Origin of the sequence: Ideonella lacteola (genome assembly GCF_038066555.1) — a bacterium.
Taxonomy (GTDB): domain Bacteria; phylum Pseudomonadota; class Gammaproteobacteria; order Burkholderiales; family Burkholderiaceae_C; genus Ideonella; species Ideonella lacteola.
Window position 1 is genome coordinate 95,758 of the sequence record NZ_JBBUTG010000015.1, and the last position, 14,421, is coordinate 110,178.

Below are 14,421 nucleotides of genomic sequence, written 5' to 3' on the forward strand. Positions count from 1 at the left end.
GCGGCTGAGAAGAACTGGCTTGGCCAGGCTTCTCGTGCCCGCCGAGGGGCGCGCGCTGGGTGCAGCCCGACTCTGTGGATGGTGCTCATGCACTGGTTTCGGCTTCGGCTTCGAGCAGGTAGCCCAGGCCGCGCACCGTGCGGATCGCCAGACCAGACTGCTCGAGCTTGCGCCGCAGGCGGTGGATGTAGACCTCGATGGAGTTGGTGCCACTGGCCGCTTCGGTACGGTCCAGCGCCCAGGCCTGCTGGATCTGATCTTTGGTGACCACCTTGTCGCGTTGCGACAGCAGCAGGTCCAGAAGCATCCACTCGCGGGGGCTCAGATCCAGGGGCTCGCCGCGCACGGCGGCACGACGGGTATCGCGGTCAAAGCTGAGATGGCCCAGCTCTGCAGAGCTGCCGATCGGCCGCGTGCGGCGCAGCAGCGCGCGCAGCCGCGCCTCCAGCTCGGGGAAGTCAAAGGGTTTGGTCAGATAGTCGTCGGCCCCGGCGTTCAGGCCGGCCACGCGGTCGTCCAGGCTGTCCAGCGCGGTGAGCACCAGCACGGGCAGGGCGGGCTTGGCGGCGCGCACACGTTTGAGCACCGTCAAGCCGTCGACCAACGGCAGTCCCAGGTCGAGGATGGCCAGATCGAAGGGTTGCTTGAGCAGCAGGTACTCGGCCACGGCGCCATTGGGCGCATGCTCGACATCGAAACCAGCCTCGCGCAGCTGGGATGACAGGGCATCCGACAAGATGGCATCGTCTTCGGCGAGCAACAGGTTCATGTCTGAAAGCGTAAGAGAGTTCTGCAAGACGGGCTGTGCCCGATCGGTGGTCGACAGGTTCACGCTGAATGCCGCTGAGCGGAAGACATTTCCAGGAAGGAAAGCACCCGTCGGGTGAGCAGTGCTGCCGAGGCGGCGTCGTAAGACGGCAGGCTCGCGTCGGCGAACAGGTGCTGATCCCCCGGATAGAGGAAGAGCTCGGCCGATGGTGTGGATCGAACGAGTGACCGAGCGGCCTCCAGATCGCCATCGCCACCGAACACCGGATCGCCGTCGCGTCCATGGACTTGCACCGGCACGCCGGCCGGCCAGACGCCGCCGACGTATTCGAGGGGCACACAGGCTTCGATCAGCACCGCACCCGCCGCGCCGGGCCGCGTCATGGCCAGGCGTTGCGCGGGCATCACCCCGAGCGACATGCCGACATACACCAGCGACGCCGGCAGCTTCTGCGCGGCTCGAACCCCGCGCTCGGAAATCTCTTCAAACCCGATGCGCTGCGCATGCGCCACGCCGTCTTCGAGCCGACTAAACACCTGACCTTCGAACAGATCAGGCGTGTGCACCGTGTGTCCCGCCTGACGCAGCGCGTGGGCCCATGCCAAGAACCCGGGTGTCTGACCCCATGCGTGGTGGAACAGAAGAATCTCCGACATCCCGGCTCCTGGTTTCGTCGACCCTTGCCCGCGCTGCCAGGCACATCCCGGCAGGCCGGCCAGCAGCGCCATGCTCAGCAGCACACCGCGTCGCCGCAGGCCTCCACCCATCGGCGTCACAGCCGATGCCTCCACGCCGCCGGTGGGCGGCCGAGCAGCCCCTGACGGAAGTGGAAGGGTGCGCATCGCGGCATCTTATCGTTGCCTTCAGGGGCCTAGATCGTGTGCGCCGTGCCGGCGCCGCGCGTCAAGGCTCAGGTGATCGGACAGTTGGGTCTCTGGCTCCGGGCTGGTCGCGGGCGGCAGGCTGACCCAGAATTCGCCTCGCCCCCATCCCACCATCGGTTCACTTCCGCTGCGAGAGCTCATCCGCCTTGTCTGAATACCTCGTCATGCCGCTCGTCCCGCTCGACACGCAGACGGCGCTGTATCTGCTGGGAGTCGTGTACCTGTTGATGTCGGGCCTGGTGTGGATGATCTTGCGGCCCCACCATGAAGCGGCGGCCATCAGCTTGTGGTGCGGCGGCGGCGGGGTGGTGGGCATCACCTACTTCATCTTCACCCTCGGCGGGCTGCTGCCGGCCTATTGGACGACGCAGGTGCCGGTGTCCTTGGGCTTGCTGGGCATGGGCCTGCGCTTGTGCGCGCTGTACCGCGAGAGCGGCCGTGAAGGCGGGTGGCGCGTGGTGATGGTCGCTGTGGCCATCGCGATGCTGCTCGTGCTGACGCTGGGAGCGGCCATGCCGTCGTGGCGCCGCGTGCTCAATGGCACCTTGATGATCGCCGCGGCGGTTTGGATCGCCGTCATGGCCGTGCGTCTGGGGCGGTTTCCCCATGGACGTGGTTCAGAGCACATCGCGGTGTCGTACGCTTTTTTTGCGGGCAGCTATTCGCTGCGCATCGGCGTCAGCGTGCTGGCCGCGGCCTCGGGCACCTATGTGCCGCCCAACCTGGCGCCCACGCTGGACCTGTTCCTGGTGCTGGCCGGTGGCCTGGTCGCGGGCATCTTCGGCAATGTGGGCTACGTGGGCATGGCCTTGGAACGGGCCCGGATCCGGCGCGACGCGCAGGCCGCCGACCTGGCCCGCGAGCAGGCACAACGCAGTGCGGCGGAGGCCCGCGCCGCGGTGCTGGCCGAGCGCCTGGCTGAGCGTGATGAGTTCGTGCGCGTTCTGGCACACGAGGTGCGGCAGCCGTTGAACAACGCGTCGGCTGCGCTGCAGAGCGCGGGCGCCGCGTTGCAGGTGGGCGAGATGAGCGATGCGGGCGAGGTGCAGGCCCGCTTGCATCGGGCGCAAAAGGTCATCAGCCACATCGTGGGGTCGATCGACAACACTTTGGCCGCCACCACCGTGCTGGCCAGCGAGCAGCCGCTCGCCCCGCGCGATGCCGACGTCAATGTGTTGCTCGAGATGGCGCTCGGCGATCTGGACCCCCAACAGCGGGTGCGTGTTCTGCGCGACGCCAGTTCGTCCCATGCGCGAACGGCCGCCATGGACATTGGCCTCATGCGCCTGGCCTTGCGCAACCTGCTGTCGAACGCGCTGGCCTATTCGCCGCGAGGCTCGCCCGTGGTGCTGCAGGTCAGTGACAGTGACGAGCCGCTGGGCCTGGTGTTCGAGGTGCGCGACCAGGGCCCGGGCATCGCGCCCGAGATGCGGGATCGCCTCTTTCAGCGTGGCGCCCGGGGTGACCATGGCTTGCCCAGCCACGGGCTGGGTCTCTACGTGGTCCAGCAGATCATGCTGAGGCACGGGGGGCGCGCCAGCTGGGCGCCCCATGAGCCGCAGGGCAGCGTCTTCAGGCTGTGGCTGCCCTTGGTGGATTGATCAGACGCCGCGCAGAGGCGCGCGGAACACATACCCCACCCGCGATTGCGATTGCATCGGAACGACCACCGGGGTGGCCCGCTCGATGCGGCGACGCAGGCGGTAGAGCGTGGCGCTCAGGGTGTTGTCGGGCTCGTCGGTCACCGGGCGGCCCAGGCGGCGGCACAGCACCTCGCGGGTGACGGTCTTGCCTTCGGCCTCGACGAAGCACTCCATCACCGTGATGTCGCCTTCGCTCAGGTCCACACGCACGCCGTCCGGGGCGACGAGCTGCCCGGCGTGACGATCGAGCACCCACTCTTTGGAGCCCGCCTCGGTGGCCACCACGCGGCGGTGCACCGCGCGGATGGCCACCACCACCTGGTCGAAGGTGACGGGCTTGGCCAGGTGCATGTCGGCCCCGGCGTCCACCACCGACGAGAACACGTCTTCCGCCACGCGACCCGAGACGACGAGCACGCCAGCGTGGGTGCGGCGGCGCAGCACGCGGATCAGCTCGACGCCGTCGATCCCGGGGAGCATCAGGTCCACCAAATAAAACCCGTAGCTGAAGGGAGACGAGTCGGCCAGCAATTCATCGCTGTCGGCAAATCGATGGACTTGGACACCCAGGCCGCGCAAATGCTGGGCGAGAAATTCGGTGTACTCCACGTCGTCGTCGACGAGCGCGATGGAGGCGGGCAGGGATCCGGTGTGGGGCATGGAATGCGTCGACAACGCTGGGAGAAACGTGACGAATGATTCTAGGCAGCACGACGCGGCTGCAGTGCACTTCCCGGGGAAATCAGGATCACGAGGCGGTATTTCGGCGATGGAAAATTGACCCGCGTTGCCATTGAGCGGGAATATCTGATTCGCTGAGTAATCAATGATCGAAGCTGCGCCATTCGGCGTGGCCTGCGCACCACGCCAGGGCTTCGATCCGCGGCCTACCTGAGCGCCGCGCTGGGTGCTCAGGGGCTGCTTAGGGGGCTGCCGGCTGTCGTCAGCACTCGACGATGTTCACCGCCAGGCCGCCGCGCGCCGTTTCCTTGTACTTGGTCTGCATGTCGGCGCCCGTTTCGCGCATGGTCTTGATGACCTTGTCCAGGCTCACATGGTGGGTACCGTCGCCCCGCAGCGCCATGCGGGCGGCGTTGATGGCCTTCACCGAGGCGATGGCATTGCGCTCGATGCAGGGAATCTGCACCAGGCCGCCGACCGGGTCGCAGGTGAGGCCCAGATGGTGCTCCATGCCGATCTCGGCGGCGTTCTCGGCTTGAGCCGGCGTGCCACCCATTGCCGCGGCCAGCGCGCCCGCCGCCATCGAGCAGGCCACGCCCACTTCGCCTTGGCAGCCCACCTCGGCGCCCGAGATGCTCGCGTTTTCCTTGTAGAGGATGCCGATCGCTGCGGCGGTGAGCAGGAAGTCCATCACCCCCTGGTCGCTCGAGCCGTGCACGAAGCGGTGGTAGTAGTGCAGCACCGCCGGCACGATGCCCGAGGCGCCGTTGGTGGGCGCCGTCACCACGCGGCCGCCGGCAGCGTTCTCCTCATTGACCGCCAGTGCGTAGAGGTTGACCCAGTCCATCACCTGCAGCGGGTCGCGCAGGGCCTGCTCGGGGTTGGCCGTGAGGTCGCGGTAGAGCTGCGAGGCCCGGCGCTTCACCTTGAAGCCACCGGGCAGCACGCCATCGGTGCGCAGGCCGCGGGCCACGCAATCCTGCATGGCGCGCCAGATGCGCAGCAGGCCGGCGTCGATCTCGGTGTCGGTGCGCCAGTGGCGCTCGTTCACGCGCATGACCTGAGCGATCGTCAGGTTCTCGCGTTCGCACACCTGCAGCAGCTCTTCGCCCGAACGGAAGGGCAAGGGCAGCACGGTCGCATCGGGGGCGATGACCTTCTGCTTCGAGCCATCGGCCGCCACCTCGTCACTGACGACGAACCCGCCGCCGACCGAGTAATACGTGCGGTTCTCGATCTCGGCGCCTGCCGCGTCGTAGGCGATCAGGCGCATGCCGTTGGCGTGGAAGGGCAGTGTCTCGCGGCGGCGGAAGACGAGGTCTTCGCCTTCGTCAAAGGCCACCTCGTGCTCGCCGAGCAGCGCGATGCGCCTGGCGCCCCGGATCTTGTCGAGGATGGTTGGCACGGCGTCCACATCCACCGTGTCCGGCTCATGGCCCGCCAGGCCGAGCAGCACCGCCTTGTCGGTGCCGTGGCCCTTGCCGGTGGCCCCGAGCGAGCCGTAGAGCCAGCAGCGCACCCGCGCGGTCTGCGCCAGCAGCCCCTCGCTGCGAAGCCTAAGCCCGAACAGGCGCGCGGCGCGCATCGGGCCCACCGTGTGCGAGCTGCTGGGCCCGATGCCGATCTTGAAGAGGTCGAAGACGGAAACAGCCATGGTGTGGGCCTCGAGGGTTCGGCGGCGCCGCCTGGGCGCCGGGCTGCTCATGCCCAGGCCAGAGCCGACAGGGTGTGAGCAGGCGCGCGGCCGCCATCAGACGGCCGGGTCAGACCATTCAATCGTGGCGGCGAGGCTGCGCCGCCGGCAGGGTCATTCCGCGAAGGCGGACATCGGCACGCAGCTGCAGAACAGGTTGCGGTCACCGTAGACGTTGTCCACGCGGCCGACCGGCGACCAGTACTTGTACTGCCGCAGTTCGGCCACCGGGTAAGCCGCTTCTTCGCGGGTGTAGGCGTGGGGCCATTCGGCCTTCAGCAGGCTTTGCGACGTGTGCGGCGCGTTCTTCAGCGGGTTGTCTTCCTTCGGCCAGGCGCCCGACTCGACCTTGCGGATCTCTTCGCGGATCGAAATCATCGCGTGGCAGAAGCGGTCCAGCTCGACCAGCGGCTCGCTCTCGGTCGGCTCGACCATCAGCGTGCCGGCCACCGGGAAGCTCAGCGTCGGTGCATGGAAGCCGTAGTCGATCAGGCGCTTGGCCACGTCTTCCGCACTGATGCCGGAGGTCTCCTTGAGCGGCCGCAGGTCGAGGATGCACTCGTGCGCGACGCCGCCACCCTTCACACCGGCGATCCCGCCGCTGTAGTGGATGTCGTAGTGGTCAGAGAGCTTGGCTGCCACGTAGTTGGCGCTGAGGATGGCGGTTTCGGTGGCCTGCTTCAGGCCATCGGCGCCCATCATGCGCACGTACATCCAGCTGATCGGCAGCACCGCGGCGTTGCCCAGCGGCGCGGCCGAGACGGCGCCCACGCCGCCCTCGCGTACCTGGCCCGCCGTGGCATGGCCCGGCAGGAAGGGCACCAGGTCTTCCACCACGCAGACGGGGCCAACGCCCGGGCCGCCACCGCCGTGCGGGATGCAGAAGGTCTTGTGCAGGTTCAGGTGGCTCACGTCGCCGCCGAACTGGCCCGGGGCCGCCACGCCCACCAGCGCGTTCATGTTGGCACCGTCCACATACACGCGGCCGCCGTACTGGTGGACCATCGCGCACAGTTCCTTCACCCGGGGCTCGAACACGCCGTAGGTGGAGGGGTAGGTGATCATGATGCAGGCCAGATCCTTGGCGTGCTGCTCGCACTTGGCCTTCAGATCGTCCAGGTCGACGCTGCCGTTCGCATCGCACTTCACCACCAGGACCTGCATGCCCACCATCTGGGCCGAGGCGGGGTTGGTGCCATGGGCCGATTCAGGGATCAGGCAGACCTTGCGATGGCCTTCTCCGCGCGATTGGTGCCAGCCACGGATGGCCAGCAGGCCGGCGTATTCGCCCTGTGAGCCGGCGTTGGGCTGCAGGCTGATGCCGGCATAGCCGGTGGCCTGGCACAGCCAGCCGGTGAGCTGCTCGTTGAGCAGGGCATAGCCCTTGAGCTGGTCGGCCGGGGCAAACGGGTGAACCGCGGCGAACTCGGGCCAGGTGATGGGGATCATCTCGCTGGTCGCGTTCAGCTTCATCGTGCACGAGCCCAGCGGGATCATGCTGCGGTCCAGCGCCAGGTCCTTGTCGGCCAGGCGGCGCAGGTAGCGCAGCATCTCGGTTTCGCTGTGGTGCGTGTTGAACACCGGGTGGGTCAGGTACGCCGAGGTGCGACGCAGACCTTCGGGCAGGCGCAACGCGATGCCGGCGGCATAGTCGCTCACCTGGGGGCAGGCCTGGCCGGCCGGTGCGAACCAGCTCCAGAGCGCGGCGATGTCTTCGCGGGTGGTCGTTTCATCGAGCGACACGCCCACGTGTTGGGGTGACAGGCGGCGCAGGTTGGCGCCGCCGGCCAGCGCGCGGCCGATGATCTCGTCGGTGCGGTCGCCCGTTTCAATGGTCAGCGTGTCGAAGGCATACGGGTTCTGCACCTTCAGGCCGAGCTTGCCCAGGCCATCGGCCAGGATCGCGGTGAAGGTGGCCACGCGGGTGGCGATGCGCTTCAGGCCCTCGGGGCCGTGGTAGACGGCGTACATGCTGGCGATCACCGCCAGCAGCACCTGCGCGGTGCAGATGTTCGACGTGGCCTTCTCGCGGCGGATGTGCTGCTCGCGGGTTTGCAGGGCCAGGCGGTAGGCCGGGTTGCCGTGCGCATCGACGCTGACGCCGACGAGGCGACCTGGCATCGAGCGCTTGAACTCGTCGCGGCAGGCCATGAAGGCCGCGTGCGGGCCGCCACCGCCCATGGGCACACCGAAACGCTGTGAGTTGCCGATGACGATGTCCGCGCCCCATTCGCCCGGGGGCGTCAACAGCGTCAGGGCCAGCAGGTCGGCGGCCACGATGAATGCGGCACTCTTGGCATGCGCCTTCTCGACGACCTCGCGCATGTCGTGCACCAGGCCGCTGGTGGACGGGTACTGGGCCAGCACGGCGAAATAGTCGTGCTCTTCCATCAGCTTCGGTGCGAAGCCGACGATCACCTCGATGCCGAGCGGCTCGGCACGGGTCTTGACGACCTCGATCGTTTGCGGGTGGCAGTCGCCCGCGACGATCAGGGTGTTGCTCTTGCTTTTGACGCTGCGTTTGGCCAGCGTCATTGCTTCGGCGGCGGCGGTGGCCTCGTCGAGCATCGAGGCGTTGGCGATCGCCATGCCGGTCAGCTCGGCGATCATCGTCTGGAAGTTGACCAACGCTTCCATCCGGCCTTGCGAAATCTCGGCCTGGTAGGGCGTGTAGGCGGTGTACCAGGCCGGGTTCTCAAGGATGTTGCGCAGGATGACGCCCGGCGTCAGCGTGCCGTAGTAGCCCTGGCCGATGAAGCTCTTCTTCACCTGGTTCAGCGAGGCCACCGCGCGCAGCTCGGCCAGCGCTTCGGCCTCGGTGACGGCCGGCGGCAGCACCATCGGCTGGGCCCGGGCGATCGATTTCGGCACGATCGCGTCGATCAGGGCCTGGCGCGAGGCGGCGCCGATCACGCTCAGCATGTGCGCCTCGTCGGCCGTGTCCGGGCCGATGTGGCGGGCGATGAACTCGCCGTGGTTTTCGAGGGCGTCGAGAGGGGTGTGAGCGTGCATCAGCATGGCGCGTGGGAGACAGCGGCGAACATCGGGCCGGGCGCGGTGCGGGTCAGGCGCCGCGGCCGGCGGGCTACATCAGGAATCGGGAACGGCTCAGGCTCAGAGCGTTTTCAGCAGGGCGTCGTAGGCCGGCGGATCCATCAGCTGGTCGAACTCGGCCATGTTCGTGACATGGACCTTGAAGAACCAGCCGGCGCCCATCGGGTCGGTGTTCGCCAACGCCGGGTTGGCGCGCAGCTCTTCGTTGACTTCGACGATCTCGCCGGTCACCGGCATGTAGATGTCGGCCGCGGCCTTGACCGATTCGACGACACCGGCGATCTCGCCCTTGTTGTAGGTCTTGCCCACTTCGGGCAGGTCGACGAACACCACATCGCCCAGCGCATCTTGCGCGTGCAAGGTGATGCCGACCACGGCGGCTTCGTGATCCTCGATGTTGATCCACTCGTGATCGGCGGTGAACATGGTCGTCATGGGCAGGGCTCCTCGGTTCGGGTAAGCAGGGGTGGCTAGGTTGATTCAGGGCCGGCCGGCGGTCAAGACGGCAGACCCTCGGACGGGCGGGCTGACTGCCCTTCAGCCGCGGTAGTAACGGTGCGGGGCAAACGGCATGGCGGCCACCTTCATCGGCAGCCGCTTGCCTCGGACCTCGGCAAACACTTCGGTGCCGACGGCGGCGTGCGAGGCCGGCAGGTAGCCCATGGCGACAGGCTGGTTCACCGTGGGGCCCAGCGTGCCGCTGGTGACGGTGCCCAGCTCGGTGCCATCGGCGGCGACCAGCTTGGCGCCTTCGCGGACCGGGGCACGCTCCACGCCCACCAGGCCCACGCGCTTGCGCTTGGCGCCTTCAGCGAGCTGGGCGTCGATCACCGCCGCGCCAGGGTAGCCGCCGGCGCGGGCGCCGCCAGCGCGACGCACCTTCTGGATGGCCCAGGTCAGCGCGGCTTCGACCGGCGTGGTGGTGGTGTCGATGTCGTGGCCATACAGGCACATGCCGCCTTCCAGGCGCAGCGTGTCGCGCGCACCCAGGCCGGCGGGCTTAATCTCGGGCTGCGCCAGCAACTCGCGGGCCAGGGCGACCGCCTGGTCCTGGTGGACGGAGATCTCGAAGCCGTCTTCGCCGGTGTAACCCGAGCGGGTGACGAAGCACTCGGCACCGGCGATCGTGAACACGCCGCCGGTCATGAAGGTGAGGGTGGCGACGCCGGGGGCAAGGCGGGCCAGGGCCTCTGCCGCCTTCGGGCCTTGCAGCGCCAGCAGGGCGCGCTCGGGCATGGGCCGCACTTCGCAGCGCTGGCCGATCTTCGAGCTCAGGTGGGCGATGTCGGCGTCTTTGCAGCCGGCGTTGACCACGACGAACAGATCGCCAAACTTCGCCAGGGCCTCCACGGGCGGGCGGGTGATCATCAGGTCGTCGAGCAGGCCGCCTTGCTCATTGGTGAAGAAGGCGTAGCGTTGCTTGCCAGCGGGCAGGTCGATCACATCGACCGGCACCAGCGTTTCGAGCGCGGCCGAGGCGTCGGCGCCGATCAGTCGCAACTGGCCCATGTGCGAGACGTCGAACAGCGCTGCGGATTCGCGGCACTGCTTGTGTTCGGCCATCAGGCCGGCGGGGTATTGCACCGGCATCGCGTAGCCGGCGAACGGCACCATGCGGGCGCCGAGTTCGAGGTGGAGGGCGTGCAGTGGAGTCTGCAGCAGAGCGTCGGCGGCGTTAGCGGAGGACATCGCGGTTCCTGTGTCGAGGGCAATCCAAGGGACCTGATCGGTCGGAATTTGCCCTCGCTGTCCGCTTTACCTGAGAGATTGACGGTGTCGGCGTGTGGCCGGGCACCGCTTGCCCCTTCGGTGGACGGGCTCGAAGACCCGTCTCTCTCCAGTGAGGAACGCCCCGCATCCTGACGCGAAGCGCTTGCCAGTCCTTTTGCCTGAGCGTTCGAGGCCTGTACGGCCTCTGCGCCTTCGGCGGCCCCTGATGGAGCTCTCTCCTGGCAAGCGGGCAGTGTACCCGAGCCCGTTCGCGGTCGGGCTATGCTGCGGTGCGATTTCTCGTCCGGTTGCGGCAAGCTGCAACTGTTTCTTGGTGCCGTGGAAAAAGAGTCACTCACAGGGTCACTCATGCCGAGCTCTCCGGGCCCCCTGGTCTTCATCAGCTACCGACGCGACGACGCGGCGGGATACGCCCGAGCCATCGCCTCCGAACTGTCGCGGCGGTGGGGTGCAGACCGGGTCTTCATCGACGTCGATGACATCGGCGCCGGCCAGGGTTTCGCCCAAGTCATCGGGCAGGCGGTCGACACGGCCAGCATCTTGCTGGTGCTCATCGGCCGCCGCTGGCGGGGCGAGCGAGAAGGGCAGGCGCCGCGTGTTCAGGATCCGGGCGACTTCGTCCGGCTGGAGGTGGCGGCTGGTCTGCAGCGTGGCATGACGGTGATCCCCCTGCTGCTGGACGGCGCGGCCATGCCGCCCGGGGCCGACCTGCCGCCGGACATCCAGGCCTTGTCGAGCCTGCAGGCGCTGGAGCTGGGAAACAGCCGCTTCGCCGCCGACGTCGAGCGCTTGGTGGCAGTCGTGGGTGAGCGGCTCGGTTCGTCGCCAGTCCAGCCCGGCAGGCGAGGGTGGATCGTCGCGGCGGCGGGCGCCTTGGGAGCGGCCTTGCTGGCCGGCGGCTGGTGGGCCCGTTCGCGTTCGGTGGCCAGGCCAGCCATCGATGGGGACTGGGTCGCCGAGCTGCGATATGCCTGGGAGCCCGCGCCACGCACCGAGCGCTTTCACTTCACGGGCGAAGGGCGCCAACTGGCGGGCACCGCCAGCTTCCTCGGCGTGCCGCGTGGCCTGGTGGAGGGCGAGGTGGACGAGCGGCTGGTCCGCTTTGCCACCCGCACCGCCGAGATGGGCGGCGCCGAGATGACCCACCGCTACCAGGGCCGCCTGGATGATGACGGAGTCCTGCGTCTGATGATGCAGACCGAAGGCGGCAGCGGCCCGAACGCACCGCTCGAGTTCGTGGCCCGACGGGCCGAGGCGCATGCGCCCCGCTGATTCACCGAGCCACCCCGCGCTACATTGGACGACCGCTGCCACCACCTCTGGATGAGGATTCCGCCATGCTGACCGAACAAGACCCGCTTCTGCTGCGCCAGGACGATTCGCGAGGCGTGGTGACCATCACCTTGAACCGCCCGCAGGCCTTCAATGCGCTGTCCGAAGCCATGCTGGCGGCGCTGAAATCCGAGTTCGACGCCCTGGCGAGGGATGCGTCGGTGCGGGTGGTGGTGCTGGCCGCCTCGGGCAAGGCCTTTTGCGCCGGCCACGACTTGAAGGAAATGCGCGCCGAGCCTTCGCTCGACTACTACCGCGGCCTGTTTGCTCGGTGCGCCAAGGTGATGATGCAGATCCAGCAACTGCCGGTGCCGGTGATTGCGAAGGTGCAGGGGGTGGCCACCGCGGCCGGCTGCCAATTGGTGGCGGCGTGCGATCTGGCGGTGGCTGTGCGCGCGGCGCGGTTCGCCGTCAGCGGCGTGAACCTCGGGCTGTTCTGCTCAGGGCCCGCGGTGCACTTGAGCCGGAACGTGCCGCGCAAGCAGGCGTTCGAGATGCTGGTGACCGGAGAGTTCATCAGCGCTGACGAGGCGCGCGCGCGTGGATTGATCAACCGCGTGGCCGAAGATGCCGGCGCGCTGGACGCGGAGGTGGGCAGCCTCGTGGCCAGCATCCTCGCCAAGCCGCGCACCGCAGTGGCCATGGGCAAAGAGCTGTTTTATCGCCAGATCGAAGCGGGCGTGGAGGCAGCCTACATCGACGCCGGCCACACCATGGCCTGCAACATGATGGACGAGGCGGCGCTCGAAGGCGTGCAGGCCTTCAACGAGAAGCGACCGCCGCGCTGGTAGGGCCGACGTCGCCGCGCCGAGCCCTCATTCGTGATCGACTGGGCGCCGATGGGCCTGCCATCGGCCTCAAGACTGCAGCCCCATCGGTCGATAGACGATCGATGGATGTCTCTTCAGCGACGGGGGCGTGGTCAGCGCTCGATGGGCTGCTGGTCGCGCTCGTGGCCAGCGGGTTCGGCATGGCGGGCTACCTGGGCCTGAGGCTGCGCCAGGCCCGTCGTGGCAGCGCCGACGTGCAGGCTCAGATCGATGAGCTCAGAAAGGCGCTTCACGCCCGCGAACGTGAAAGCCGGCTGGGCGCGTTGATGAACCGCAGCCAGCTCGAAATTGCCCTGGATGACGCCGTCGAGCAGGCCAAGCGCGACCGCGATGGTTTCAGCGTGCTCTATGTCGACCTGGACGGCTTTCGCTCGATCAACGATGCGTTCGGCCACGACCATGGCGATGAGTTGCTGCGGGCGGTGGCCCGTCAGTTGGTTTCATGCGTGGGGCCGGCGGCCTGCCACATCGCGGGTGATGAATTCGCGCTGCTGGTGCCCGGCAGCATCCGGGTGGCGCATGTGATGGCGCAGCGCGTGGCGGATGTGCTGTCCAGCTCGCTCACGGTGGGTGGGCAGGCGGTGCCGCTGACGTGCTCGATCGGCATCGCCCACTACCCCGAGCATGGCTCGCGGCCCTTGCTGCTCTCGAACGCGACGCTGGCCATGCGCAGCATCAAGCTGTGCGGTGGGGGCGGGCAGAGCGAATACCACCCCGACATGGGCGCCGGCCTGCGCGATCAGGCCGAGCTGTTGCAAGAGCTGCGTCTGGCGGCAGAGCGCCAGCAGTTCAAGCTGATGTACCAGCCGAAGATCGATGCCCGCAGCCTGCAGGTGACGGCGGCGGAAGCCCTGCTGCGCTGGCACCACCCCAAGCGCGGCATGGTGCCGCCGTCGGTGTTCATTCCGCTCGCGGAACGGCATGGGCTGATCGGGCAGATTGGCCAATGGGTCATCGAAGAAGCCTGCCGTCAGGCGCAGCAGTGGCGCACCCGCGGCCTGCGCATGCGCGTGGCGGTGAACCTCTCGGGCTACCAGCTGCGGCAAGACGACATCGTCGAGCGCATCGAAGGGCTCTTGCGCCAACACCGCATTCCGCCCGAGCGCTTCACCTGCGAGATCACCGAGTCGGTGGCGATGGAAGACACCCAGGTCACCCGGCGCGCCTTCGAGCGGCTGCGTGACGCAGGCGTGCATGTGTCGATCGACGATTTCGGCACCGGCTACTCGAGCCTGGCTTCGCTGCGGCGGTTGCCGGCGGCCGAGCTGAAGATCGATCGGGCCTTCGTCTGCGATCTCGAAGGCAGCAGCGACGCACAATCGATCGTTCAGGCCATCGTGCAGATGGCGCACACGATGGGGCTGCGGGTGGTGGCTGAGGGCGTGGAAACGCCGGCGCAGCGCGACGCGCTGGTGGCGATGGGTTGCGATGAGCTGCAGGGCTATCTGTTCGCCAAGCCCATGTCGCCCCAAGCGCTGGAGCTGTGGGCCACGGACGATCGTCCCACCGAGGCGCCGCCCTTTCGCGCGTCGCTGTTTGAAGAAACCCGCCCTGCGGACGTGGAGCGAGGCGGCGACCGTCCCGCGTGAGGGCGTGTAACTGGTATTGCTACCAGTATTGGATTCGCTAAATACCACTGGCATACCGGTACGTGATTGGTTAGATTCCGGTCCGCCGGCCGCAGGCGGATGCCGCCCCTGGGACCCCGCCGGGTACCCACCCTTCCACAGACGACCCCACAGTCGCGTGGCTTCCGCACCGTGCAGCCGGTGGTGTGCTTTGGCTCAGCCAGAGGCATCCCTTC

The 14,421-nt window shown here is 67.9% G+C and carries 11 protein-coding genes and 2 riboswitches; of the genes, 4 read left to right on the plus strand and 7 right to left on the minus strand.

Annotated features, from left to right (window positions below; all coding sequences use genetic code 11):
* Positions 1 to 85: 85 nt before the first annotated feature.
* On the minus strand, positions 86 to 769 hold the full coding sequence (locus AACH06_RS20925) for a response regulator transcription factor (protein WP_341427709.1): 684 nt from the start codon (positions 767 to 769) through the stop codon (positions 86 to 88).
* A 59-nt stretch (positions 770 to 828) separates the two neighbouring features.
* Positions 829 to 1,425 carry a dienelactone hydrolase family protein gene (locus AACH06_RS20930; RefSeq protein WP_341427710.1) on the minus strand — a complete coding sequence of 199 codons (597 nt, stop codon included), beginning with the start codon at positions 1,423 to 1,425 and terminating at the stop codon, positions 829 to 831.
* A gap of 374 nt (positions 1,426 to 1,799) precedes the next feature.
* Here AACH06_RS20930 and AACH06_RS20935 point away from each other — a divergent pair, with 374 nt between their 5' ends.
* Positions 1,800 to 3,254 carry a sensor histidine kinase gene (locus AACH06_RS20935; RefSeq protein WP_341427711.1) on the plus strand — a complete coding sequence of 485 codons (1,455 nt, stop codon included), beginning with the start codon at positions 1,800 to 1,802 and terminating at the stop codon, positions 3,252 to 3,254.
* On the opposite strand, the gene AACH06_RS20940 is transcribed toward AACH06_RS20935, so the two are convergent.
* The 5 genes from AACH06_RS20940 to gcvT form a co-directional block, all read right to left on the minus strand.
* The gene (locus AACH06_RS20940) at positions 3,255 to 3,956 is read right to left on the minus strand and encodes a response regulator transcription factor (protein ID WP_341427712.1); all 702 of its coding nucleotides are present in this window, start codon (positions 3,954 to 3,956) and stop codon (positions 3,255 to 3,257) included.
* Between the two features lie 283 nt (positions 3,957 to 4,239).
* The gene (locus tag AACH06_RS20945; RefSeq protein ID WP_341427713.1) at positions 4,240 to 5,631 is read right to left on the minus strand and encodes an L-serine ammonia-lyase; all 1,392 of its coding nucleotides are present in this window, start codon (positions 5,629 to 5,631) and stop codon (positions 4,240 to 4,242) included.
* Between the two features lie 153 nt (positions 5,632 to 5,784).
* Positions 5,785 to 8,688, minus strand: a complete 2,904-nt coding sequence (gene gcvP, locus AACH06_RS20950; RefSeq protein ID WP_341427714.1) for an aminomethyl-transferring glycine dehydrogenase — start codon at positions 8,686 to 8,688, stop codon at positions 5,785 to 5,787.
* Between the two features lie 96 nt (positions 8,689 to 8,784).
* Positions 8,785 to 9,159, minus strand: a complete 375-nt coding sequence (gcvH, locus tag AACH06_RS20955) for a glycine cleavage system protein GcvH (RefSeq protein ID WP_341427715.1) — start codon at positions 9,157 to 9,159, stop codon at positions 8,785 to 8,787.
* A gap of 102 nt (positions 9,160 to 9,261) precedes the next feature.
* Complete coding sequence (gene gcvT, locus AACH06_RS20960) at positions 9,262 to 10,413, minus strand: glycine cleavage system aminomethyltransferase GcvT (RefSeq protein WP_341427716.1); 1,152 nt, start codon at positions 10,411 to 10,413, stop codon at positions 9,262 to 9,264.
* A gap of 47 nt (positions 10,414 to 10,460) precedes the next feature.
* Positions 10,461 to 10,575: riboswitch (glycine riboswitch) on the minus strand.
* Between the two features lie 16 nt (positions 10,576 to 10,591).
* Positions 10,592 to 10,686: riboswitch (glycine riboswitch) on the minus strand.
* Between the two features lie 117 nt (positions 10,687 to 10,803).
* On the opposite strand from gcvT, the gene AACH06_RS20965 reads away from it, so the two are divergent.
* The 3 genes from AACH06_RS20965 to AACH06_RS20975 all read left to right on the plus strand — a co-directional run bounded on the left by AACH06_RS20965 (position 10,804) and on the right by AACH06_RS20975 (position 14,206).
* Positions 10,804 to 11,727, plus strand: coding sequence for a toll/interleukin-1 receptor domain-containing protein (locus AACH06_RS20965; protein ID WP_341427717.1), 924 nt, complete (start codon positions 10,804 to 10,806; stop codon positions 11,725 to 11,727).
* Positions 11,728 to 11,792: 65 nt separating this feature from the next.
* Entirely contained in the window at positions 11,793 to 12,578 is a 786-nt protein-coding gene (locus tag AACH06_RS20970) for an enoyl-CoA hydratase (RefSeq protein ID WP_341427718.1), read from the plus strand.
* A gap of 101 nt (positions 12,579 to 12,679) precedes the next feature.
* Positions 12,680 to 14,206 carry a putative bifunctional diguanylate cyclase/phosphodiesterase gene (locus AACH06_RS20975; RefSeq protein WP_341427720.1) on the plus strand — a complete coding sequence of 509 codons (1,527 nt, stop codon included), beginning with the start codon at positions 12,680 to 12,682 and terminating at the stop codon, positions 14,204 to 14,206.
* The last annotated feature ends 215 nt before the right edge of the window (positions 14,207 to 14,421 follow it).